This window comes from Actinomadura chokoriensis (assembly GCF_039529475.1).
In the GTDB taxonomy this organism is placed as follows: Bacteria; Actinomycetota; Actinomycetes; order Streptosporangiales; family Streptosporangiaceae; genus Spirillospora; species Spirillospora bangladeshensis.
This window is the reverse complement of the sequence record NZ_BAAAMW010000009.1, coordinates 173479-194989: the sequence shown is the minus strand read 5'-3', so window position 1 is coordinate 194989 and position 21511 is coordinate 173479. Positions and strand designations below refer to the sequence as shown.

21 protein-coding genes are annotated in these 21511 nt (G+C 74.9%); 11 read left to right on the top strand and 10 right to left on the bottom strand.

Annotation, left to right across the window (positions count from 1 at the left end):
• Positions 1-139: 139 nt before the first annotated feature.
• The 3 genes from ABFX46_RS21310 to ABFX46_RS21300 all read left to right on the top strand — a co-directional run bounded on the left by ABFX46_RS21310 (position 140) and on the right by ABFX46_RS21300 (position 3741).
• Complete coding sequence (locus tag ABFX46_RS21310; RefSeq protein WP_428831290.1) at positions 140-1177, top strand: phosphotransferase family protein; 1038 nt, start codon at positions 140-142, stop codon at positions 1175-1177.
• 354 nt (positions 1178-1531) lie between these two features.
• Positions 1532-1984, top strand: coding sequence for a MaoC family dehydratase (locus ABFX46_RS21305; protein WP_346044503.1), 453 nt, complete (start codon positions 1532-1534; stop codon positions 1982-1984).
• 110 nt (positions 1985-2094) lie between these two features.
• Positions 2095-3741 carry a long-chain fatty acid--CoA ligase gene (locus tag ABFX46_RS21300; RefSeq protein WP_346044501.1) on the top strand — a complete coding sequence of 549 codons (1647 nt, stop codon included), beginning with the start codon at positions 2095-2097 and terminating at the stop codon, positions 3739-3741.
• Positions 3742-3922: 181 nt separating this feature from the next.
• Here ABFX46_RS21300 and ABFX46_RS21295 read toward each other — a convergent pair whose 3' ends face one another.
• On the bottom strand, positions 3923-4543 hold the full coding sequence (locus ABFX46_RS21295; RefSeq protein WP_163063645.1) for a TetR/AcrR family transcriptional regulator: 621 nt from the start codon (positions 4541-4543) through the stop codon (positions 3923-3925).
• Positions 4544-4779: 236 nt separating this feature from the next.
• On the opposite strand from ABFX46_RS21295, the gene ABFX46_RS21290 reads away from it, so the two are divergent.
• Genes ABFX46_RS21290 through ABFX46_RS21270 form a run of 5 tightly spaced genes read left to right on the top strand, consistent with a single transcriptional unit; the run spans position 4780 to position 9572 of the window.
• Positions 4780-5559 (top strand): ABC transporter ATP-binding protein, encoded by a 780-nt coding sequence (locus ABFX46_RS21290; RefSeq protein ID WP_346044499.1) that lies wholly within the window; start codon positions 4780-4782, stop codon positions 5557-5559.
• Positions 5552-6271 (top strand): ABC transporter ATP-binding protein, encoded by a 720-nt coding sequence (locus tag ABFX46_RS21285; protein ID WP_346044497.1) that lies wholly within the window; start codon positions 5552-5554, stop codon positions 6269-6271. The genes ABFX46_RS21290 and ABFX46_RS21285 overlap by 8 nt, the downstream gene beginning before the upstream one ends.
• Positions 6271-7149, top strand: a complete 879-nt coding sequence (locus ABFX46_RS21280) for a branched-chain amino acid ABC transporter permease (RefSeq protein ID WP_131941567.1) — start codon at positions 6271-6273, stop codon at positions 7147-7149. The genes ABFX46_RS21285 and ABFX46_RS21280 overlap by 1 nt, the downstream gene beginning before the upstream one ends.
• A 4-nt stretch (positions 7150-7153) precedes the next feature.
• Positions 7154-8338 (top strand): branched-chain amino acid ABC transporter permease, encoded by a 1185-nt coding sequence (locus ABFX46_RS21275; RefSeq protein ID WP_346044495.1) that lies wholly within the window; start codon positions 7154-7156, stop codon positions 8336-8338.
• On the top strand, positions 8259-9572 hold the full coding sequence (locus tag ABFX46_RS21270; protein WP_346044494.1) for an ABC transporter substrate-binding protein: 1314 nt from the start codon (positions 8259-8261) through the stop codon (positions 9570-9572). The genes ABFX46_RS21275 and ABFX46_RS21270 overlap by 80 nt, the downstream gene beginning before the upstream one ends.
• Positions 9573-9650: 78 nt before the next feature.
• Here the strand turns inward: ABFX46_RS21270 and ABFX46_RS21265 are convergent, their stop codons facing one another.
• Genes ABFX46_RS21265 through pfkB form a run of 8 tightly spaced genes read right to left on the bottom strand, consistent with a single transcriptional unit; the run spans position 9651 to position 16449 of the window.
• The gene (locus ABFX46_RS21265; protein WP_346044492.1) at positions 9651-10412 is read right to left on the bottom strand and encodes a DeoR/GlpR family DNA-binding transcription regulator; all 762 of its coding nucleotides are present in this window, start codon (positions 10410-10412) and stop codon (positions 9651-9653) included.
• A gap of 21 nt (positions 10413-10433) precedes the next feature.
• Positions 10434-12101: a phosphoenolpyruvate--protein phosphotransferase gene (gene ptsP / locus ABFX46_RS21260; protein WP_346044490.1), complete on the bottom strand. Its 1668-nt coding sequence runs from the start codon at positions 12099-12101 to the stop codon at positions 10434-10436.
• Positions 12094-12378: an HPr family phosphocarrier protein gene (locus tag ABFX46_RS21255; protein ID WP_131941577.1), complete on the bottom strand. Its 285-nt coding sequence runs from the start codon at positions 12376-12378 to the stop codon at positions 12094-12096. Before ABFX46_RS21255 ends, ptsP begins: the two co-directional genes overlap by 8 nt.
• A 27-nt stretch (positions 12379-12405) precedes the next feature.
• The gene (locus tag ABFX46_RS21250) at positions 12406-13446 is read right to left on the bottom strand and encodes an alcohol dehydrogenase catalytic domain-containing protein (RefSeq protein ID WP_346044488.1); all 1041 of its coding nucleotides are present in this window, start codon (positions 13444-13446) and stop codon (positions 12406-12408) included.
• Positions 13443-13952: a PTS mannitol transporter subunit IIA gene (locus ABFX46_RS21245; RefSeq protein WP_346044486.1), complete on the bottom strand. Its 510-nt coding sequence runs from the start codon at positions 13950-13952 to the stop codon at positions 13443-13445. The genes ABFX46_RS21250 and ABFX46_RS21245 overlap by 4 nt, the downstream gene beginning before the upstream one ends.
• Entirely contained in the window at positions 13945-14262 is a 318-nt protein-coding gene (locus ABFX46_RS21240; protein ID WP_346044484.1) for a PTS sugar transporter subunit IIBC family protein, read from the bottom strand. The genes ABFX46_RS21245 and ABFX46_RS21240 overlap by 8 nt, the downstream gene beginning before the upstream one ends.
• Positions 14263-14278: 16 nt before the next feature.
• Entirely contained in the window at positions 14279-15457 is a 1179-nt protein-coding gene (mtlA, locus tag ABFX46_RS21235) for a mannitol-specific PTS transporter subunit IIC (RefSeq protein ID WP_346044482.1), read from the bottom strand.
• A 53-nt stretch (positions 15458-15510) separates the two neighbouring features.
• Positions 15511-16449, bottom strand: coding sequence for a 1-phosphofructokinase (gene pfkB, locus ABFX46_RS21230; RefSeq protein WP_346044480.1), 939 nt, complete (start codon positions 16447-16449; stop codon positions 15511-15513).
• A 282-nt stretch (positions 16450-16731) separates the two neighbouring features.
• On the opposite strand from pfkB, the gene ABFX46_RS21225 reads away from it, so the two are divergent.
• The 3 genes from ABFX46_RS21225 to ABFX46_RS21215 are packed head-to-tail and all read left to right on the top strand — an operon-like array spanning position 16732 to position 20314.
• Complete coding sequence (locus tag ABFX46_RS21225; protein ID WP_346044478.1) at positions 16732-18825, top strand: bifunctional phosphatase PAP2/O-acyltransferase family protein; 2094 nt, start codon at positions 16732-16734, stop codon at positions 18823-18825.
• Positions 18825-19727, top strand: a complete 903-nt coding sequence (locus tag ABFX46_RS21220; RefSeq protein WP_346044476.1) for a DMT family transporter — start codon at positions 18825-18827, stop codon at positions 19725-19727. Before ABFX46_RS21225 ends, ABFX46_RS21220 begins: the two co-directional genes overlap by 1 nt.
• Positions 19724-20314, top strand: a complete 591-nt coding sequence (locus ABFX46_RS21215; protein WP_346044474.1) for a hypothetical protein — start codon at positions 19724-19726, stop codon at positions 20312-20314. The genes ABFX46_RS21220 and ABFX46_RS21215 overlap by 4 nt, the downstream gene beginning before the upstream one ends.
• On the opposite strand, the gene ABFX46_RS21210 is transcribed toward ABFX46_RS21215, so the two are convergent.
• Positions 20311-21489 carry a PucR family transcriptional regulator gene (locus tag ABFX46_RS21210; protein ID WP_346044472.1) on the bottom strand — a complete coding sequence of 393 codons (1179 nt, stop codon included), beginning with the start codon at positions 21487-21489 and terminating at the stop codon, positions 20311-20313. The genes ABFX46_RS21215 and ABFX46_RS21210 overlap by 4 nt on opposite strands.
• Between the last annotated feature and the right edge of the window lie 22 nt (positions 21490-21511).

Below are 21511 nucleotides of genomic sequence, written 5' to 3'. Positions count from 1 at the left end.
GTCTCCTCTACGTGCGGATACCTGCCCGGGGGGCGGCGTGAGCCGGAGCCCCGTCCTGCGCGCCGACCGGTGCGCTTCCCCGGCATCCTGCGCCATACCGACCGGACGGTACAAGGCTTTGGACGGCGGAGGAGGCACAGTGCGGGCATTCGAGGAGAACGATGTCCCCGGCCTGGCGCTGGACCGCTTCGGCGCGTATTTCGCGCGGGCCGTGCCGGGCGCCACCGGGCCGGGCGCGGCGCGACCCCTGCGCGCCCGGCTCGTCGACGGCGGGCGCTCCAACCTCACCTACGAGGTGACCGACGGGCGCGGCTCCTGGATCGTCCGGCGGCCCCCGCTCGGCCACGTGCTCGCGACCGCCCACGACATGTCCCGCGAGTACCGGGTGATGACGGCGCTGGCCGGAACCGCCGTGCCCGTCCCGAGGACCTACGCCCTCTGCGAGGACCCGGACGTGATCGGCGCGCCGTTCTACGTCATGGAGAGGGTCGAGGGAACCCCGTACCGCAGCGCCGCCGAGCTGGCGCCGCTCGGCCCCGAGCGCGTGGCGCGGATCGCCGACCGGATGATCGGCACCCTCGTCGACCTGCACGGCGTCGACCCCGCGTCGGTCGGCCTGGCCGGATTCGGCCGCCCCGAGGGGTTCCTCGCCCGCCAGGTCCGGCGCTGGAAGAAGCAGCTCGACGCGTCCCGCAGCCGCGACCTGCCGGACGCCGACCGGCTGCACGCGCTCCTGGAGGCGAACCTGCCGGCGGAGTCGGCGCACGCGATCGTGCACGGCGACTACCGGCTCGACAACCTCCTCGTCGACTCCCGCGACCGGATCGCCGCCGTCCTCGACTGGGAGATGGCGACGCTCGGCGACCCGCTGACCGACCTGGCGCTGCTGCTGGTCTACATGGGGCGCGGCGCCCCGGTGCCCGGCGCGCGCGACGCCGCGGCCGCGCCCGGGTTCCCCACGCCGGACGAGGTCGCGGCCCGCTACGCCGAGCGCAGCGGCCGGGACCTGTCCTCGATCGGCTTCTACGTCGCGCTGGCCTGCTTCAAGCTCGCCGTGATCTCCGAGGGCATCCACTACCGCTACCTCCACGGCCAGACGGTGGGGGAGGGCTTCGGCGCGGTCGGCGCAGCCGTCGGGCCGCTGCTCCGCTCGGGCCTCGCCGCCCTGGCCCGCTGAGCCACTGGTCCATGGAAAGCAGTGCCGCGCATCGCCGCTGGTAGACCACCGTACCGCCATCGTGTGTGACACATCACGGGCTGTGCGCGCTGTGCAGGATGGAACCGGATCGCGGCGGCGCCGGCGGGCGCGGAGGGGAGCCCGCACGTCGCGCCCGCACCCGGTGACACTGCCGGCGGGCTGGACGGTTCCGCGGTGCCGGGGCGGACGCCGCGGAACCGTCCAGCCCGCCGGCCTCCCCGGGCCGCGGACGGCCCGCCGCGCCCGGCATTGCATACCAACCGGTCGGTATGTTGTGATCGAGGTGCGCGCCCCGGGCAGGCGGGCGCCCCCCTCGGACGGAGGTCACCCCCGATGCGGACGTTCAGCGGCGTGGACGACTACGCGAAGGCCGTCGGAACCCACCTCGGCCACAGCGCGTGGCACACGATCACGCAGGAGCAGGTGAACCGGTTCGCGGACGCGACCGGCGACCACCAGTGGATCCACACCGACCCCGGACGGGCGGCCGGAGGGCCGTTCGGCACGACGATCGCGCACGGCTACCTCACGCTCTCGCTGATCCCGATGCTCGCCGCCGAGATCTACCGGGTCGAGGGCCTGCGGATGGGCGTGAACTACGGGACCGGGAAGGTGCGCTTCCCGGCGCCCGTACCGGTCGGCTCGCGGGTCCGCGCGGGCGCCGAGCTGCTGGCGCTGGAGCGCGGGCCCGCCGGCGCCCGCGCCACGGTCCGCGTGACGATCGAGCGCGAGGGCGGCGGCAAGCCCGTCTGCGTCGCCGAGACGCTCTCCGTTCTCGTCGAGTGATTGACGGCGGCGGGCCGCTGAAATTATTGTGAACCGACCGGTCGGTATGTGCTGAATTCAGTGCCGTCCCGGCCCTTCCCACCGCCGTCGCGCGCCTTCGGAGAATTGCCATGATCCCCAGCACGATGCAGGACTTCCCGCTGTCGGTCGCCGCGATCCTGCGGCACGGCGCGCGCGTCTACGGCGGCAGCGAGTGCGTCACCTGGACGGGCGGCGGCCCGCCCCGGCGGGCGACCTTCGCCGAGATCGCCCGCAACGCCGAGCGGCTGGCGTCCGCGCTGGCCGGGCTGGGCGTCCGCCGCGGCGACCGGGTCGCGACCTTCTGCTGGAACAACCAGGAGCATTTGGAGGCGTACTTCGCGGTCCCGGCCATGGGGGCGGTGCTGCACACGCTGAACATCCGGCTGTTCCCCGAGCAGCTCACCCACATCGTCAACCACGCCGACGACCAGATCGTCATCGTGGACGACAGCCTCGTCCCGCTGCTGGCGCGGGTCGTCCGCGAACTCCCCGCCGTCGAGGCGTACGTCGTCGTGGGCGACGGCGACGCCGCGGCCCTGGAGGACAACGGCAACGGCGCCCCCGTCCTGCGCTACCACGACCTGCTCGCCGCCGAGGAGCCCGGCTTCGCGTGGCCCGACGTGGACGAGCGCTCCGCCGCGTCCATGTGCTACACGAGCGGCACCACCGGCGACCCCAAGGGCGTCGTGTACTCGCACCGCTCGACGTTCCTGCACGCGATGGCCGTGCAGTCGGCGTCGATGGTCGGCATCACCGAGGCCGACCGCGTCCTCACCATCGTGCCGATGTTCCACGTCAACGCCTGGGGCCTGCCCTACGGCGCCTTCCTGTCCGGCGCCACGCTGCACATGCCGGGCCCGTTCATGCAGCCCGAGCACCTGGTGGCGTTCATCGAGGCGGAGAAGAGCACGCTCGCGTCCGCCGTCCCCACCATCTGGAACGGGATCCTCGCCCACGGCGAGCAGCACGAGATCGACCTGTCGTCGCTGCGCTCCGGCACGTCCGGCGGCGCCGCCGCGCCCCGCGTCCTGCTGGAGCGCTTCGAGCAGCGCTACGGCCTGCGCATCATCCAGGGCTGGGGCATGACCGAGACCAGCCCGCTCGGCGGCATGGCGTTCCCGCCGCCCGGCGTGGAGCCCGGCACCGGCGAGGACATGGAGTGGCGGCTGAAGTCCGGCCGCGTCGCCGCCGGCGTCGAGATGCGCATCGTGGACGACGCGGGCGCCGAGCTGCCGTGGGACGGCGAGTCCGTCGGCGAGATCGAGGTCCGCGGCCCCTGGATCACCGGCTCCTACCACCGCGACACGGCGCCGCATAAGTTCGACGGCGGCTGGCTCCGCACCGGCGACATCGGCACCATCGACGACCGCGGCTTCTTCCAGATCACCGACCGCGCCAAGGACGTCATCAAGTCGGGCGGCGAATGGATCTCCTCCGTCGAGCTGGAGAACCACCTGATGGCCCACCCCGCCGTCGCCGAGGCCGCCGTCATCGGCATCCCCGACCCGCGCTGGGACGAGCGCCCGCTCGCCTGCGTCGTCCTGCGCCCGGACGCCACCGCGACGGCGGAGGACCTGGCGTCCTTCCTGGCCGGCAAGGTCGCCCGCTGGCAGGTCCCCGAGTACTGGACGTTCCTCGACGAGATCCCCAAGACCACGGTCGGCAAATTCGACAAGAAGCCCCTCCGCGCGAACCACAAGAACGCGGAACTGAAGATCGAGCACATTGAGCACTGACTAGGGCGGTGGGCCTGGTGCCGGCGCCTGGCGGCGCCGGCACTAGGCCCACCGCGTAGTCCCCACCCCGCCCGGCGTGGCTCCTCACCCCAGCGCGTGATTCACGCCCGGCCGCGTGGATTCTCGTCCACCCGCGTGGTTCTCGCCTGGGCCGCGTAGGTTCCCGGCTTGCCCGCGCGGGTCAGGGGGAGGGGGGAGCGGGGTCCTTCAGGCCGTTGAGGAACAGGTCTACGTAGTGTTCGCTGATGGCCTCGGTCTTCAGGGTGCCGCCGTGGCGGTACCAGACGCCGATCTGGTGGACGGTGCCGAAGAAGAAGTGGACGGCGATGTCGGCGGGGACGGCGGTGCGGAAGCCGCCCTCCCGCTGGCCCTCCTCGACCAGGGCGCGGAAGCGCTCGTGGTAGCGGCGGCGCTCGGCGCGGACGGCCTCGCGGCGGTCGCGGGGGAGCAGGTGCGTGGAGCGGAAGAACACCGTGAAGTCGTCCAGGTAGCGGAACGAGGTGTTGAGGACGTCGACGGCGGCGGCGCGCAGCCGCTCCTCGGCGGTGCCGGTGCCGTCCGCGATCTGCCGCAGGCGCGACATCTGCAGGTCGAGGAGCCGGTGGTAGATCTCGTAGAGGAGGTCGTCCTTGGAGCCGAAGTAGTGGTACATGGCTCCCTTGGTGACGCCGGCGGCGTTCACGATCTCCTGGACGGAGGTGTTCTCGAAGCCCTTCTCGGCGAACATGCGGGTCGCCACGGCCAGCAGCCGGTCGGGCAGCGGCAGGTTGCCGGGCAGCCGGCCTACGGGCGCCTGCGTCATCACTCCTCCTCGTGCCGGGATCCCCCGGGGTCGCGCCGCCCCGGCACGGCCGCCCGCAGTCCGCCGATCAGCCTACCGGCCGGGAGATGCTTCGGCGCACTAGGTGATCGGGGCCCGCGGATCGGCTGTTGACCGGAGCCGCCCGATGATTCTATCTTCATGGAATCCGACCAGTCGGTATGTGCATTTCGGTCTCGGGGGATTTTCGCGCTGATTCATCGGCGAGGTGAGGCGTAATGTCCGGCTCCTCCGCGAACTTGGAACTACGAGAGGTGACCGTCCGCTTCGCCGGGCTGGTCGCACTGGACGGCGTGTCCCTCTCCGCGCCGCAGGGCCGGGTCACCGGCGTGATCGGCCCGAACGGAGCCGGCAAGACCACCCTGTTCAACGCCGTGTGCGGGTTCGTCCGGCCGGAGTCGGGCGAGGTGCGGTGGCGGGGCCGCGTGCTCGGCCGGCACCGGCCGCACGATCTGACCCGGCTCGGCATCGCCCGCACCCTGCAGGGGCTCGGGCTCTTCCCCGGGCTGACGGTCCTGGAGAACGTGATGGTCGGCGCCGACCGGCGGGCGAAAGCCGGGTTCTGGTCAGGGCTGCTCGCCCTGCCGCGCGCCGACCGCGACGAGGCCGCGCTGCGCGAGCGCGCGATGGCGCGGCTGGCGGAACTGGGCGTGGCGGGGGAGGCGGGGCGGCTGCCCGGCCAGCTGCCCTACGGGGTGCAGAAGCGGGTCGCGCTCGCGCGGGCGCTGGTCGCCGAGCCCGAGCTGCTGCTGCTGGACGAGCCCGCGGCCGGGCTGTCGGCCGCCGAGATGGACGAGCTGGCCGAGCTGATCCGCGGCATGCGCGGCGGGCCCGCGGTCGTCCTCGTCGAGCACCACATGGACCTCGTGATGAACGTCTGCGACCAGGTCGTCGTGCTCGACTTCGGCAGGGTCATCGCCGCCGGCGCGCCCGCGGACGTCCGCGACGACCCCGCCGTCCTCGACGCCTATCTGGGCGAGGAGGTCGCCGGTGCTTGAGGTGAAGGACCTCACGGTCCACTACGGGGCCGTCCGGGCGCTCGGCGGCGTCGAGCTGTCGGTGGACGAGGGCTCCGTGACCGCCGTCCTCGGCGCGAACGGGGCGGGGAAGACCACACTGCTGCGGACGATCTCCGGGCTGCTGCGCCCCCGAAGCGGGCGTGTCGAGCTGGACGGCAAGGACCTCACGCGGCTGCCCGTCGAGGACATCGTCCGGCTCGGCGTCGCGCACGTCCCGCAGAGCGGCGGCGTCATCACCGAGCTGACCGTTGAGGAGAACCTGCGGCTCGGCGGGCTCTGGAGAGGGGCAGGGCGCCGCGACCGGGCCGCGCTGGCCCGGCGGGTCGCCGAGATGTACGAGCTGTTCCCGCCGCTCGCCGAGCGGCGGGCGCGCACCGCCGCCACCCTGTCCGGCGGTGAGCGGCAGATGCTCGCGCTCGCGCGGGCGCTCACCGGCGCGCCGCGGCTGCTGCTGGTGGACGAGCCGTCCCTCGGCCTCGCGCCGCGCGTGGTCGCCCAGCTCATGGCCGTGCTGCGGCGCCTGTGCGACGAGGACGGCCGCACCGTGCTGCTCGTCGAGCAGAACGCCCGCAGCGCCCTGTCGGTCGCCGACCGCGCGGTCGTGCTCGACCTCGGCGCGGTCGTGGCGGCGGAGGCCGCCGCGGCCATCGCCGCCGACGACCGCCTCCGCCACGCCTACCTGGGGTTCTGATGGTGCGCTTCATCAATCTCACGCTCGCCGGCATCACCTCCGGCGTCGTCTTCGCGGCGGTGGCGCTCGCGCTGGTGCTGATCTGGCGGGCCACCCGGGTCGTGAACTTCGCGCAGGGCGCGATGCTGATGTTCACGACGTTCCTCGCCTGGAGCGTCATCGACGCCGGCGGGTCCTACTGGCTCGCGCTCGGCGTCGCGCTGGCGTCCGGGCTCGTGCTGGGCGCGGTCATCGAGCGGGTGGTGGTCCGGCCGGTGGAGAACAAGCCGCCGCTGAACGCCGTCATCGTCACGCTCGGCCTGTACGTGCTGCTCCAGGCGGCCGCGGGCATGATCTGGGGCGACACGCCGCACTCCTACCCGCCCGCGTTCACGATCAAGGGGCTGTCGGTGGCCGGGACGCGGCTGCTGCTGTCCCCGTTCGACCTGTTCGTCATCGGCGCGGTCGCGGCGGTCATGGTGCTGCTGACGCTGCTGTTCGTGCGCACCGACCTCGGGCTGCGGCTGCGGGCGTCCGCGTTCGCCCCCGAGATCGCCCGGCTGCAGGGCGTCCGCGTGGGCCGGATGCTGACGCTCGGGTGGGCGCTCGCCGCGCTCGTCGGGTCGCTCGCCGGGGTGCTGATCGCCCCGTCGGTGTTCGTCGGGCCCGCCCAGTTCGACGCGATGCTGGTGTTCGGGTTCACCGCGGCGGTGATCGGCGGGCTGGACAGCCCCGCCGGCGCCGTCACCGGCGGGCTCCTGCTCGGCTGCGCGCTCAGCTACGTGTCCGGCTACGTCAGCTCGGACCTCGTCACGTTCGGGGCGCTCGCCGCGCTCATCACCGTCCTGATGATCAGACCCAACGGCCTGTTCACGGCGACCACGGGACGGAGGGTCTGACGCGGTGGACACCGTCCTGAACGTGCTGCGCCGCTCCACGCTGACGCGGCACACCGCCGGCGCCCTCGCGGCGCTCGCCGCGCTGTACTTCCTCACCACGGCGGTCGGCCCCTACCGGGACCTGCAGATCGCCCAGGTCGCCTACCTGACCTGCGCCGCCGCCGGGCTGACCGTGCTGACGGGGCTCGGCGGGCAGATCTCCCTCGGGCACGGCGCGTTCATGGCGGTCGGCGCCTACACCGCCGCGCTCGTCATCGGGCACTGGGGCTGGCCGCTCGCGGCCGTCCTCGCGGCGGCCGCCGGCGTCACCGCCCTCGCGGGCGTGCTGGTCGGCGCGGTCGCCGCCCGGCTGCACGGCCCCTACCTGGCCGGCGCCACGCTCGCGTTCGCGGTCGGGCTGCCCGGACTCGCCAACTACGCGCCGCTCACCGACCTGCTCGGCGGGCAGAACGGGCTGACGCTCGTCCCGCCGATCCCGCCCGAGTCGCTCGGCGCGACGTTCCCGCTGGAGCGCTGGCAGGCGTGGATCTCCTGCCTCGGCGCCGTGATCACGCTGTTCCTGCTCGCCAACCTCACCCGCGGCCGGTTCGGCCGGACGCTGCGGGCCAGCCGCGACGACGAGATCGCCGCCGCGCTCGCCGGGGTCCGCGTCGCCCGGCTGCGGATCGCCGCGACCGTCGTGTCGGCGGCCTGCGCCGGCCTCGGCGGCGGGCTGCTCGCCGTGGTCGCCACGCTCGCCGCGCCGGGCGCGTTCCCGCTCACCCTGTCCCTCCAGCTGATCGCCGCGATCATCATCGGCGGGCTCGGCAGCCTGTCCGGCGCCGTCTGGGGGTCGCTGATCCTGGTCTACGTGCCGACCTGGGCGTCGGACCTGTCGTCCTCGTCCGGCCTGTCGCACAACGTCGCCTCGAACCTGCCCCTCGCCGTCTACGGCCTCGTCCTCATCGTGGTGACGCTGGCCTTCCCGCGCGGCCTCCACGGAGGCCTGCGCGACATCGGCGGCGCCGTCCGGCGCCGCGTCCTCACGAGGCGCGACCGGGCTCCCGGGTCGCGCGGTTCCGCAACGACCAGCACATCGGGGCCCACCACAACGCACCCAGGAGGAGCAGATGAAGCGATTGCGGACCAGGGCCCTCGCCCTGATGACCGCGGCGACGCTGGCGGTCGCGGCGAGCGGCTGCGGCGGTGACGGCGGGGACGACGGCGGCTCGGCCGCGCCCGGCGTGACCGCGACCACCGTCACCATCGGCAGCCACCAGCCGCTCACCGGTCCGGCCGCGCCCGGCTACAGCGCGAACTCGGCCGCGTCGAAGGCGTTCTTCGACTACGTCAACGCCAACGGCGGCATCAACGGGCGCAAGATCGTCTACAAGTACGTGGACGACGCCTACAACCCGACCCAGACCGTCAGCGTGACGCAGAAGCTCGTCCTGCAGGACAAGGTCTTCGCGATCTTCAACGGGCTGGGCACCCCCACCCACTCCAAGGTCGTCGACTACCTCAACGCCCAGCGCGTCCCCGACCTGTTCGTCGCGTCCGGCTGCGGCTGCTGGGACGAGCCGCAGAAGCACCCGCAGACGTTCGGCTGGCAGGTCGACTACATCCGCGAGGGCAAGATCCTCGGCGACCACGTCAAGAAGACGTTCGCCGGCAAGAAGGTCGCCTACTTCTTCCAGAACGACGACTTCGGCCAGGACGGCGTCAAGGGCCTCGACAAGTACATCCCGAAGGCCGACGTGGTGTCCCGGCAGTCCTACCAGCCGGGCAGCACCGACATCGGCGCGCAGGCCCAGGCGATCGCGCAGTCCAAGGCCGACGTGGTCGTGCTGTTCAGCATCCCCACCTACACGGCGCTGTTCCGGCTCGCCGCGCTGAAGCTGAACTACAAGCCGACGTTCGTGGTCAGCAACGTCGGGTCCGACCCGATCACCCTCACCGGGCTGCTGGAGAGCTTCGCCAAGAAGGGCGGCGCCGAGGTCAAGGGCAGCCCGCTCATCCAAGGCATGATCACTGACGGGTACCTGGCGGCGCCCGGTGACGCCTCCAACAGCTGGACGCAGCTGTTCAAGAAGATCCACGCCCAGTACATCCCGAAGCTGCCGTTCAACGGCAACATCGTCTACGGCATGTCGGTCGCCTACACCTTCGTGCAGGCGCTGCAGGCGGCCGGGAAGAACCCGACCCGCAAGGGCCTGGTCGAGGCGCTGGAGAAGTCGCACTTCACCGGGCCGGGCGTCGTCCCGTTCGCCTACAGCAAGGAGTCGCACGCCGGGTACACCGGCGCGGTGATCGGCACGATCAAGGGCGAGAACGTCGTGCCCGAGGGGCAGCCGCTGACCACCGACGACGGCGACGGGCCGATCCAGCCCTACACGGCCCCGCAGCCGCAGGCGCCCGCCAACGGCATCCCCCCGGCCGGCTGACGGGCGCGCCGCCGCCGTCCCGCGCGACGACCGCCCCGGAGGGCGCGGGACGGCGGCCCGCCCGCCGGGCCCGCGCGCTCAGGCGCGGACGATCTCCGGGCCGGCGGCGGCGAGGTCGGCGGCGAGGTCGGTGTCCAGCCCGGTGTCGGTGATCAGCACGTCGATCTCGGACAGGCCCGCGAACCGCACCAGGTGGTCGTGCCCGATCTTGGTGCGGTCGGCGAGCAGCACCCGCCGCCGCGACGAGGCGATCATCGCCTTCTTCACCGCCGCCTCCGCCTGGTCGGACGTGGTCAGCCCGCGCTCGACCGAGCAGCCGTTGGTCGCCATGAACGCCACGTCCACCCACAGGTCGGCGAGCGGGCGCAGCACCCAGTCGTCGACCGTGGCGAGCGTCCGGCCGCGCACCCGCCCGCCCAGGATGATCACGGTCAGGTTGGGGCGGGTGGCGAGCACCGCGGCGTGCGGCGGCGAGTTCACGATCACGGTCAGCTCGCGGTCGGTCGGCAGCAGCTGGACGAACCGGGCGGTGGTCGTGCCCGCGTCCACGATGATCGACCCGTCGGCGGGCAGCTCCTCCAGCGCCGCCTTGGCGATGCGCTGCTTCTCCTCGGTCATCACCGCGTCCCGCGCCGCCAGCTCCGGCTCGAAGCCGAGCCGCTCGACCGGCATCGCGCCGCCGTGCACCCGCCGGACCGTCCCGGCCCGCTCCAGGACGGTCAGGTCCCGGCGGATCGTCTCCGTCGTGACCGAGAACTCCTCGGCCAGCGCGACCACGTCCACCCGGCCCTTCGAGCGCGCCAGCGCAAGGATCGCCTGCTGTCGTTCCTCGGCGTACATGGCCGTCCCACCCGTCCCGTGTCAGCTCCGTCCGCGTTCATTGTGGCGGGTCCGGGCGATCTCGCGCGCCTCGCCCGGATCATCGGCGGCGAGGACGCGCGCGGCCAGCTCCGCGCACTCGGCGAAGGTGAACCGCAGCAGCGCGGCCCGGACGGCGGGCAGCGCACGCGGCGACATCGACAGCCGGGTCACGCCGAGCCCGGCCAGCACCGGGGCCAGCAGCGGGTCGGCGGCGGCCTCACCGCACACCCCGACCGATTTCCCGGCCGCGCCGCCCGCCTCCGCGCACCGGGCGACCAGGTCGAGCACCGCGGGCTGCCAGGGGTCCAGCAGCTCGGGGAACCCGCTGTGCTGCCGGTCGGCGGCGAGCGTGTACTGGCTCAGGTCGTTCGTGCCGATGCTCAGGAACTGCGCCTCGCGCAGGATGCGGGCCGCCCGCAGCGCGGCGGACGGCACCTCGACCATCACGCCGGCGAGGGGCAGCCCGTGCGCGCGGGCGCGCCCGACGAACGCGTCGGCCTCGGCCGGCGTCGCCACCATCGGCGCCATCACCGCCACCCGCGCGGGCGTGCCGGCGGCGGCGCGCGCGATCGCCGCGAGCTGCGTCTCCAGGACGTCCGGGCGCTCCCGCGCGACGCGCAGGCCGCGCACGCCGAGCGCCGGGTTCGGCTCGTCCGGCAGGCGCAGGAACGGCAGCGGCTTGTCGGCGCCGGCGTCCAGCGTCCGGACGACGACCGTGCGGTCGCCGGCGGCCGCGAAGACCTCCGCGTAGGCGGCGGCCTGCTCGTCCGGGCCAGGCTCCTCGCGCCGGCCGAGGAAGAGGAACTCGGTGCGGAACAGCCCGACGCCGGCGACGCCGGTCAGGTCGGCGCCGTCCAGGTCGGCGGCGGAGCCGATGTTGACCATCAGGTCGACGGCGCGCCCGTCGGCGGTGCGGCCGGGACCGGCGGGCACACCCTCTTCCTCCGCCCGCGTCGCGGCCGCGTTGATCCCGGCGGCCTCGCGTTCGGTGACGGACGTCCGGACGGTGCCGGCGGTGCCGTCCACCGCGACCAGTCCGCCGGCGGGCGCCGCGTCCAGGATCCCGGCGCAGCCGACGACGGCGGGCAGCCCCAGCGACCGGGCGAGGATCGCGGTGTGCCCGGTCGGGCCGCCGCGCTCGGTCACCAGCGCGAGGACGGCGGCGGTGTCGAGCGCGGCGGTGTCCGCGGGCGACAGGTCGTCCGCGACCAGGACGAACGGGTGGCCGGGGGCGGGCACGCCCGGCATCGGCAGGCCCAGCGCGGCGGCGACGGCGCGGCCGGACAGGTCCGCGAGGTCGGCGACCCGCTCGGCGAACACGCCGCCCGCCGCCAGCAGCGCCCGCGCCTGCTCGTCGAACGCGCCGTGCAGCGCGTGCGCCGCGTCCGCGCCGTCCGCGACGCGGCTGCGGACGCCGGCGAGCAGCATCGGGTCGCCGGTGATCGCCGCCTGCGCCGCGAGGATCCCGCGCGCCTCCGGCGTCGGCGCGGTCGCGGCCCGCTTCTCCAGCTCGGCCCCGACCGTCGCCAGGGCCCGGACGGCCAGCCGCTCCTCCTCGGCGGCGTCGGCGCCGGCGCGCGGCGGCGGGAGGGCGGGCGGCGGCCCCATCACCTCCACCGGGCCGGCCGCCGCCCCGGGGCTCACCCCGAGACCCGCCAGCTCAGGCATGGTCGGGCTCCTCGGCGTCCAGGTCGCGGGCGAGCAGGCCGGCCAGCTCGTCCAGGACCTCGGCGGCGCCGTCCCCGTCGGCGGACAGCGTCACCTCCGTCCCCTGCGCGGCGCCGAGCGACAGCACGCCGAGGATGCTGCTCGCCGGGACGGGCGCGCGGTCCCCGACCCGGATGGACACCGGGACGGGCTGCTGCGCGGCGATGTGCACGAAGATCTTCGCGGGGCGGGCGTGCAGGCCCTGCGCGGAGCCGATGATGACGCTGCGTTCGGGCACGGCTGCCTCCTTGGGGTGGGACGGGGGTCAGGGTTCGATCGTGACCTTGATGGCCGCGCCCCGGGTGACGAGGTCCAGGGCGTCGTGCAGGGCGTCCAGCGGGAGCCGGTGGGTGATGAGGTCCTCGACCGGGACCTGCCCGGAGCCGATCAGCTCCAGCGCGCGGGCGTTGTGCGCGGGGCTGGACCCGTTCGCGCCGACCAGCGACAGCTCCCGGTAGTGGACGCGGTTGGCGTCGACGGAGATCACCGGGTCGTCCTTCGGCAGGCCGCCGAACAGGCTGACCCGGCCGCCCGGGGCCATCAGCCGCTGCGCCTGCTCCTGCGCGGCGGCCGACGCGGCGGCGGTGATCGCGACGTCGGCGCCCCGGCCCTCCGTGCGCGCGAGGACCTCCTCGACGGCGTCGGTGACGCTCGCGTCGACCGCGGCGTCCGGCTTGACGAGCGCGGCCGCCTGGTGCAGCCGCTCGGCGTTGACCTCGACGAGGAACACGCGGGCGGCGCCGCGGGCCCGCGCGACCCGCACGTGCAGGCAGCCGACCGGGCCGGAGCCGAACACCACGACATCGTCGCCCTCGCCGACCCGCGCGAGCTCCTGGCCGTTCAGGACGCAGGCGAGCGGCTCGGCCACCGACGCCTCGGCGAACGACACGCCGTCCGGGACGCGGTTCACCCCGCCCACGGCGAGCACCTTCGCCGGGACGATCATGTACTCGGCGAACGCGCCGTCGTAGTGGTACCCCATCGACTCCTGCGCGGTGCAGACCGTCATGCGGCCGCGGCGGCACTCCGAGCACGTCCCGTCCGGGATCGCGGCGATGACCTGGACGCGGTCGCCCGCCGCCCAGCCCTCCGCGCCGTCGCCGGCCGCGACGACCTCGCCGGCGATCTCGTGCCCCATCACCCGCGGCGGGACGATGTGGTGGTGCCCGAAGCGGGAGATCTTCACGTCGGTCCCGCAGGTGGAGCAGTTCCGGACGCGGATCTTCAGCTCGCCGGGGCCGGGCTCGGGCTCCGGCGCCTCCTCCAGCCGGATGTCGCCGGGTGCGTAGAAACGGGCGACCTTCATACGGTGTGTCCCTGTCCTGTCGGTTGCTGATCTGTCGGTTGCGGTTCTCCGGGCCGCGGTTCTTCGGGCTGGGGGGCGAGCAGCGCGAGGACCTGCTCGGGCTCGGTGGCCTCGCGCAGCGCGCGGGCCCGGTCGGGGTCCATGAGGATCTCCGCGAGCTCGGCGAGGATCTCCATGTGGCCGCCGCCCCGCGCGGCGATCGCGATGCACACGGTGACCGGGTGGCCGTTCCAGTCCGTCCCTTCGGGGAACCGGACGACGGCGAGGGCGTCCCGGTGGATGAGGTCGCGCCCCTCGTTCGTGCCGTGCGGGATCGCCACGCCCTCGCCGAGGTAGGTGGAGATCGAGCGCTCCCGCTCCAGCATCGCGTCGATGTAGCCGGGCTCGACGGCGCCGGCGTCCACCAGGACCTGCCCGCAGACCCGGACGGCGTGGTCGCGCCCGGCGGCGCGGGCGTCCAGCCGGATCGCCTCCCGCGCGAGCAGCCCGGCGGCCCGGTCAGCCACCGACCTCACCCCCGTCCTTGATCGCCTTGACGAGGCGGTCCACGGCGGGGTCGCCGATGTAGACCTCGAAGGTGATCACCGGGGTGTCCCCGGCGCCGCGCCGGGCGCGCTCGGCGAGGCCGGCGTGGGTGACGACCACGTCGGCGTCGCCGGGGATCGCGTCGACGGGCGTGTGCTCGACCGTCACGTCGCTCTTCTTCAGCTTCTTGCGCAGCTGGCCCGCGAGCATGACGCTGCTGCCCATGCCGGCGTCGCAGGCGATCACGAGCTTGCGGATGTCCTTGCCGTTCATCGTTGCCGTGCCTTCCATTGGACGGGGTGGTGGTTCAGGAGGCGGCCGTCTCCTTGGCGGTGCCGCCCGCCGCCTTCTTCGCGGCGGCCTTGTTCTCGGCCGTCCTCTCCTTGGCCTCCTCCAACTCGTCCTCGGCGGCGGACTCCTCGTCCTTGGGCTCGGCGAGCCGGCCGAAGCCGAGCAGCGCGGCGCCGACCCCGAAGGACACGGCGGCGGAGGCGAACAGCCCGGTGTAGACGCCGATCCAGTTGCCGACGCCGCGCGGCGTCTGCGCGAGGTAGGCGAAGATGCTGCCGGGGGACGGGGTGGCCACGAGCCCGACGCCGGTCGCGACGAAGATCGCCACGCCGGTCATGCCGCCGGCGATCGCGGCGAGGATCATCCGCGGCTTCATCAGGATGTAGGGGAAGTAGATCTCGTGGATGCCGCCGAAGAAGTGGATGATGGTGGCCGCCGGGACGCTCGGGCGCAGCCGGCGCGGCCCGAAGAACCAGTAGGCGAGCAGGACGCCGAGGCCGGGCCCGGGGTTGGACTCCAGCATGAACAGCACCGACTTGCCGTGCTCGGCGGCCTGCTGCACGCCGAGCGGGCCGAGGACACCGTGGTTGACGGCGTTGTTCAGGAAGAGCACCTTCGCGGGCTCGATGAGCAGCGACGTGAGCGGCAGCACGTCGTGGTCGACGAGCCAGCTCACCCCGTCCCCGGCCCAGTCGGAGAAGGTGTTCATGATCGGGCCGATCACCAGGTGGCCGGCGACCGCCATGGCGCCGCCGATGATCCCGGCGGAGAAGTTGTCCACCAGCATCTCGAACCCGGTCCGGACGCGCTCCTGGACGAGGCCGTCGAACAGCTTGATCAGGTACGCCGCCAGCGGCCCCATGATCATCGCGCCGAGGAACATCGGCACGTCCGCGCCGACGACGATGCCGACGGTCGCGACGGCGCCGACCACCGCGCCGCGCTGGCCGTGCACGAGCCGGCCGCCGGTGTAGCCGATCAGCAGCGGCAGCAGGAACTTGATCATCGGGTCGACCAGCTCGGCCAGGTCCTTGTTCGGCAGCCAGCCGGTGGGGATGAACAGCGCGGTGATCAGACCCCAGGCGATGAACGCGCCGATGTTCGGCATCACCATCCCGGCCATCTTGCCGCCGATGCGCTGGACGGTCGCTCGGAGCCCGCTTCCCGTGGGCTCCGGTGTGTAGGTGTCGGCCATCTCCGGCCTCCTGTCGATCAGGGGTGGGTACTGCGGAATCGTCAGGCGGGACGTCAGGTGAGGAGGGGCCGGGCGAGGTCCGGCCGCGGGTGGATGCGGACGATGTCGCGCCGGACGTCGGCCGCGCCCGGCATCCGGCTCGCGGGCATCCGCACGGCCGCGGCGCCCCAGGCCAGCGCCTCGGCGAGCGCGCGGGCCCCGCGGGCGCCCGCGGCGAGGAACCCGGCGAGCAGGGCGTCGCCCGCGCCGACCGTGCTGCGCGGGCCCGCGACGGGCGCCTCGCCGGTGAGGACGCCGTCGTCGTCGACGAGCACCGCGCCCTCGGCGCCGAGGCTGACCAGGACGGCGCGGGCGCCCCGCGCCCGCAGCTCCCCGGCGGCCTCGACGACGTCGGCGACGGTGTCGACCGCCCCGCCGACGGCCTCGGCGAGCTCCTCCCGGTTCGGCTTGATCAGGTCGGGCCCGGCGGCGACGGCGGCGCGCAGCGCCGGGCCGCTGGAGTCGACCGCGACGCGGATGCCGTCCGGCGCGAACCGGCGGCACAGCGCGGCGTAGGTGTCGTCGGGGACGCCGGGCGGGAGGCTGCCGCAGCCGACCACCCAGCTCGCCGCGCCGGCCTCGGCCACCACGACGGAGCCGATCTCCTCCAGCTCGGCGGCCGTCAGCGCGCCGCCCGGCTCGTTGAGCTTGGTGTCGACGCCGCCGGGCTCGACGATCGTCACGTTGGACCGGGTGCGTCCCTCGACGCGGACGGCGCGGACGCGCATGCCCTCGGCGGCCAGCAGCCGGTGCAGCTGGTCGCCGTCGGCGCCGCCCACCGCGACCACGGCGGTGGAGGCGACCCCGTTGGCGAGCAGCGCCCGGGACACGTTGACCCCCTTGCCGCCCGGGTCGAGCCGCGCCGACCGGGCCCGGATGACGGAGCCGCGGGTCAGCACGTCCACCTCGATCGTGCGGTCGAGGCTCGGGTTGAGCGTCACCGTCACGATCATGCGCGGGCCGTTCCCCGGTACATGTGGCTTCCCTTCCGTTTGATTTTGTTTCCCTTGTATTTAGGCCCGTTTGATGCCGCCGTCAAGAGGTACCGACGGGTTTTCGCAGGAAAATGCGCGACCGGCGCGCAGAGTCCGGTCCGGACGCGTGGGAACCGGGCATGACCGGGAGCGCGGGCGGCCGGGCCGGGAAGTCCGGGGGGCGGTTCGTGGTCGTCCCGTCCGATCGTGGGGAGGATGATCGGGAGGGGGTGGAGCGATGCGCGCGGCGGGAGGGGCGTCGTGACCCGGGCCGGGCCGGCCGCGGCCGGGGCGGAGGACGGGGACGGGGGACGGGCGGGGTCGGCGGCGCGCGAGATCGTCACCGCGCTGGCCGTCCTGGTCGTGTACCTGGTGTTCACCCACGCGTTCAGCGGCGACCGCGCGGCCAGCGACGCGCACGGCCGCGCGCTCCTGGAGTTCGAGCGCTGGGCGCACCTGGACGCCGAGCGCCCGCTGAACGACCTGCTCGCCCGGCACGGGCGGCTCGGCGCCGCCGCCGCGTGGGAGTACGCGACGACGTACGTGATCGGCACCTTCGGGTTCCTGATCTGGCTGTGGTGGCGGCGGAACCCGGCCTACGAGTGGGCGCGCAACACGCTGATCCTGGTGACGCTCATCGCGATCTGCTGCTTCGCGGTCTGGCCCACCACGCCGCCCAGGCTGCTGCCGGGCGAGGGGTTCACCGACGTCATCGCGATGCACCATCCGCCCGCCACCTGGGGCAGCGAGGTCGTGTCCGCGGGCGCCAACCCGTACGCGGCGATGCCGAGCCTGCACATCGGCTGGGTCGCGTGGATCGGTGTCGCGGCCGTGCGGGCCCGCTGCCGCCCCTGGTTCGCCTGGCTCTGCGCCCTGCACCTGGCGGTGACCGGCCTGGTGATCGTCGCGACCTCGGCCCACTACGTCGTGGACATCCCGGGCGGGCTGCTGCTCCTCCCGGCGGCCGCGGCCGCCGAGCGCGCGCGGGTCCGGCTGGTGGGAGGACGCCGGGCGCCGGGCGCGGCGGGCCCGCGCCGGGAGCAGCGGGTCGCCGCCGCCGACGCGTTCTTCCTGCACGTGGAGAGCCGGGCCGTCCCGCAGGTGGTGGGCGGTGTCGCCGAGTTCGCCGGGCCCGCGCCGCCGGCGGAGAAGGTCCGCGCCCTGTTCGCCGAGCGGCTGCCCCGGCTGCCGCGGCTCACCCAGCGGGTCCGCCCGGGCGGCGCGCTGCGGCGGCCGCGCTGGGTGGAGGCCGGCGCCGTCGACCTGCGCCGGCACGTCCAGGAGCTGGAGCTGCCCGCGTCCGGCGGCCGGCGCGCGCTGGACGGACTCGTCGCCCGCCTCGTCGCCGAGCCGCTGGACCCCGCGCGCCCGCTCTGGCGGTTCTGCCTCGTCCGCCGCGGGCCGGCCGGACCGGACGCCGTCGTGGTGCTGTTCCACCACGCGATCGCCGACGGCATCGGCGTCGTCGACATCCTGCGCGGGATCCTCGACCCGGCGCTGCCGGCGGCGGCCCCGGCGCGCGGCCCGGGCGGGCTCGCGCGCGCCGCCGCCGTCCTGCCCGGCCTGGTCCAGCTCGGCCTGGACGGCGCCGCCCGCACCGTGTCCGTCGCCGGCGCGCTCGGCCCCGAACGCGTCTTCGGCACCGCCACGCTGCCGCTCGACCGGGTCCGCGCCGTCGCCCGCGCGGCCGGCGCGCGGGTCACCGACGTGCTCCTCGCGCTGGTCGGCGAGGCCGTCGCCGGCGTGCTGGAGGAGCGCGGCGAGCCGGCGGGCGGCCGGCCGCTGCGCACCGCCGTCCCGATGACGCTGCGCGCCCCCGAGCCGCCCGGCACGGGCCGCACCGCCGTGCCGGGCAACCTGACCGCCGCGCTGCGGCTGGACGTGCCGGTCGGCGCGATGCCGGTCCGCGACCGGCTGGCGGCCGTGCACGCGGCCGCCGAGCGGCGCCGCAGGTCCGGCCGGGCGCTCGCGAGCACCGCCGCGATGCGGCTGATGGGCGCGCTGCCGCCGCCGCTGCACGCCCGCGCCGCCCGCCGCACCTACCGGGCGGGCTTCTTCGGTGGGATCGTGTCCAACATGCCGGGACCGCCGCTGCCGATGTCGCTCGCCGGGGCGGGGCTCGGCGACGTCCACCCGATCCTGCCGCTCGCCGACGGGGTGCCGTTCGCCGTGGGCGCGCTCAGCTGGAACGGGGCCCTGCACATCTCGGTGACCGCCGAGCCGAACGTGCTGCCGGAGGGGGCCGCGTTCCCGGACGCCCTGCTGCGGGCGTTCGAGCGGCTGGCCGCCGCCGTCGCCGCGGGCAGCGGCGCCGGGACCGGCGCGGGCAGCGAGGCACCGAGCGGGACGGCCTGATGGCGTGGTCGGTGGGCTTCGCCGTGCTCGCGGCGTTCCTGTTCGCCGCCGCGGCCGCGCTGCAGTACCGGGCCGCCCGGCGGGCGGTGCGCGGCGGCTCGGACGCCGGCGCCGCGCACGGGCTGATCCGGCGGCTGGTCCGGGACCCGGTGTGGCTGACCGGGTGGGGGGTGAACCTCGCCGGCTTCTGCGCGCAGGCGATCGCCCTGCACTTCGGCTCGACCGCGATCGTCCAGCCGCTGCTGGTGACCCAGCTCGTCTTCACGATCGCGCTCGGCACGGTCGGCACGGGGCGCCGCCCCGCGCGGATGGACCTGCTCGGCGGGGCCTTCGTGTCGGCGGGGCTCGCCGTGCTGTTCACCGTGCCGGGCGCGATCCCGCCGGAGGGCGAGCCGTCCCGGCCCCGGATCTTCGTCGCGGGCCTGATCGCGGCGCCGGTCGTCGTCCTGCTGTCGCGGGCGGCGTGGATGCGCGCGGGCCCGACGCGGGCGGCGCTGCTCGGCGTGTGCGCCGGGCTGTTCTTCGCCGCCACCGCCGTGCTGATCAAGCTGACCACCGCCGACCTCGTCGACCGCGGGGTGGCCGCCACCGCCGCGGACTGGCCGGGCTACGCGCTCGCCGGCAGCACGCTGCTCGGGCTGGTCCTGGAGCAGCGCGCGTTCGCCGCCGGGTCGCTGCCCGCCGCGATGACCGCGATGACGATGACCAACCCGATCGCGTCCTACCTGGTGGCCGCCTTCGCCTTCGAGACGCTGCCGCCCCGCACCGCCGCGGCGTTCGTCGCCGTCTCGTTCACCGTCGTGCTGCTCACCACCGGGGTCGCGCTGCTCTCCCGCTCGGCCCACGCCGCCCGCGGCCACGACGATCCCCCGTACAGTCCCGCCGTGGGGGACGCGTCGTGATCGGCCGCCGCGCGCTGCTGCTCGGAGGGCTCGGCGGGCTCGGCACCGCCGCGGCCATGTCCGGCACCGGATACGCGCTCGTGGAGAACGAGGTGCTGCCCGGCGAGGTCCGGCTCGACCGCGCGCTCGGCCGGTGCGGGGAGGTGCCCGCGCCGCCCGCGGCGTCCGCCGCCGTCCAGCGGCTGACCTGGCGGTCCGCGCACCGGCGCACCACCGTCACCGCCACGATCGTCCCGCCGGCCGCGGGCCGCTCCCTGCGCGGCCTACCGGTCGCGGTCGCGTCGCACGGCAGCGGCTCCGCCCGCAGGCTGGGTGGCGAGCGGACGGCGGCCGTGGTCGCCTCGTCCCCGGCCCTGTTCGGGTCCTCGCGGCACGAGCGATCCGTTCGCCCCGATGGCGCGCCGCTTCCGGGACCGCGTCCACCCGGAGGGCGCGATGGACGGCGGCTGCCACGACGGCGCCTTCTGGCGCCCGCGCCTGCCCGCCCAGCTCGCCTTCCCCGGCCACCGCCCCGCCGGCCGACCGGCCGAGCCGGAGCCGCGACCCGCGCCGGGCGACGCGCCGGCGCGTGCGACCGCCGCCGCTAGGCGGTGCGGGCGGCGCGGCCGGTGCGGACCAGCCAGCTCAGCATCAGCATGACGTCGAGGCGGCCGTCCAGCTCGGTGAACCGGCCGCCGGTCAGCTCGGCGATGCGGCGCAGCCGGTACCGGACGGTCTGCTCGTGGATGTGCAGCCGCTCCGCCGCGATCACCGCGTTGTCGCCGCACTCCAGATAGGTCAGCAGCGTCTCGGCGAGCGGCTGGCGGCGCGCCGGGGCCAGCTCCAGCAGCGGCCCGAGGACGGCCTCGGCGGTCGCGCCGATCAGCTCGTCGGCGGCGAGCGCGGCCAGCGAGGCGATGTGGTCCACGCACCGGACGGGCGCGTCGCGCGGCAGCAGGCCGCGCTCGGCCAGCGTCAGCGCGTGCCGGGCCCAGCGCAGCGACACCGCGCCCTGCCCGAGCGGCACCGTCGGCCCGATCGCGGCCGTGCCGAGCCCGCGCAGGACCGGCCACAGGCGCTCCTGGCCGGGGCCCTCCGGATCGGGCACCACCAGGAACGGGACGGGCGCGTCCCAGTCGGCGAGCACGCCGGGCGGCAGGATCCGCGCGCCGGCGGGCGCCGCGGCCGGCAGCGCGACGAGGGCGATGCTCTTCGGCGGCTCCCAGCGGGCCGCGACCGCCAGTTCCGCGATCGCCTCCGGGGCGGGCGGCGGCTCGGCGACCAGCAGGTCCCGCAGCCGCTCGCGGCGCCGCTCCCGCTCGGTCGCGAGCTGGCCCTGCTGGCGGGCGTACCCCTGCGCGGCGGCGTCGGCGACCCGCGCCAGCAGCATGAACAGCGAGTCGGTCAGCCGGCTCAGCGTCTCGCGCGACCAGCCGAGCCGGTAGGCGTCCTTGATGAACCGCCGGCAGGCGACCTGGCTGCTCACCCGCATCGCGTTCTGCAGGGCGCCGAGGCTGCGGCCCTGCCGGGCCTCCTCCTCGCCGAGCCGCATGTACAACTCGGTCAGCTGCCGCGCGTCGGCGTTCGGGTGGTCGACGGAGTCGACGAAGAACGCGACGGTGTCGGCGACCGTCCGCTCCACCCGCTTGGCGTACTCGCCGCCGTCGTCGCCCGCGTACTCGGGGACCTGGTCGCGGATCTCGCGTTCCATCTCGTCGACGGCGGCCTGGAGGTGCTGCCGCAGGAGTTCCGGCAGCTCGGCGGGCATGGGCCCTGATGTCATCCGGTGTCCGTTCCGACGGCTC

What these genes read in the sequence shown, in the direction of transcription:
- ABFX46_RS21305 (WP_346044503.1), top strand. Translation starts at nt 1,532, where the DNA reads ATGCGGACGTTCAGCGGCGTGGACGACTACGCGAAGGCCGTCGGAACC.
- ABFX46_RS21300 (WP_346044501.1), top strand. Translation starts at nt 2,095, where the DNA reads ATGATCCCCAGCACGATGCAGGACTTCCCGCTGTCGGTCGCCGCGATC.
- ABFX46_RS21295 (WP_163063645.1), bottom strand. Translation starts at nt 4,543, where the DNA reads ATGACGCAGGCGCCCGTAGGCCGGCTGCCCGGCAACCTGCCGCTGCCC.
- ABFX46_RS21290 (WP_346044499.1), top strand. Translation starts at nt 4,780, where the DNA reads ATGTCCGGCTCCTCCGCGAACTTGGAACTACGAGAGGTGACCGTCCGC.
- ABFX46_RS21280 (WP_131941567.1), top strand. Translation starts at nt 6,271, where the DNA reads ATGGTGCGCTTCATCAATCTCACGCTCGCCGGCATCACCTCCGGCGTC.
- ABFX46_RS21270 (WP_346044494.1), top strand. Translation starts at nt 8,259, where the DNA reads ATGAAGCGATTGCGGACCAGGGCCCTCGCCCTGATGACCGCGGCGACG.
- ABFX46_RS21265 (WP_346044492.1), bottom strand. Translation starts at nt 10,412, where the DNA reads ATGTACGCCGAGGAACGACAGCAGGCGATCCTTGCGCTGGCGCGCTCG.
- ptsP (WP_346044490.1), bottom strand. Translation starts at nt 12,101, where the DNA reads ATGCCTGAGCTGGCGGGTCTCGGGGTGAGCCCCGGGGCGGCGGCCGGC.
- ABFX46_RS21250 (WP_346044488.1), bottom strand. Translation starts at nt 13,446, where the DNA reads ATGAAGGTCGCCCGTTTCTACGCACCCGGCGACATCCGGCTGGAGGAG.
- ABFX46_RS21240 (WP_346044484.1), bottom strand. Translation starts at nt 14,262, where the DNA reads ATGGAAGGCACGGCAACGATGAACGGCAAGGACATCCGCAAGCTCGTG.
- mtlA (WP_346044482.1), bottom strand. Translation starts at nt 15,457, where the DNA reads ATGGCCGACACCTACACACCGGAGCCCACGGGAAGCGGGCTCCGAGCG.
- pfkB (WP_346044480.1), bottom strand. Translation starts at nt 16,449, where the DNA reads ATGATCGTGACGGTGACGCTCAACCCGAGCCTCGACCGCACGATCGAG.
- ABFX46_RS21220 (WP_346044476.1), top strand. Translation starts at nt 18,825, where the DNA reads ATGGCGTGGTCGGTGGGCTTCGCCGTGCTCGCGGCGTTCCTGTTCGCC.
- ABFX46_RS21210 (WP_346044472.1), bottom strand. Translation starts at nt 21,489, where the DNA reads ATGACATCAGGGCCCATGCCCGCCGAGCTGCCGGAACTCCTGCGGCAG.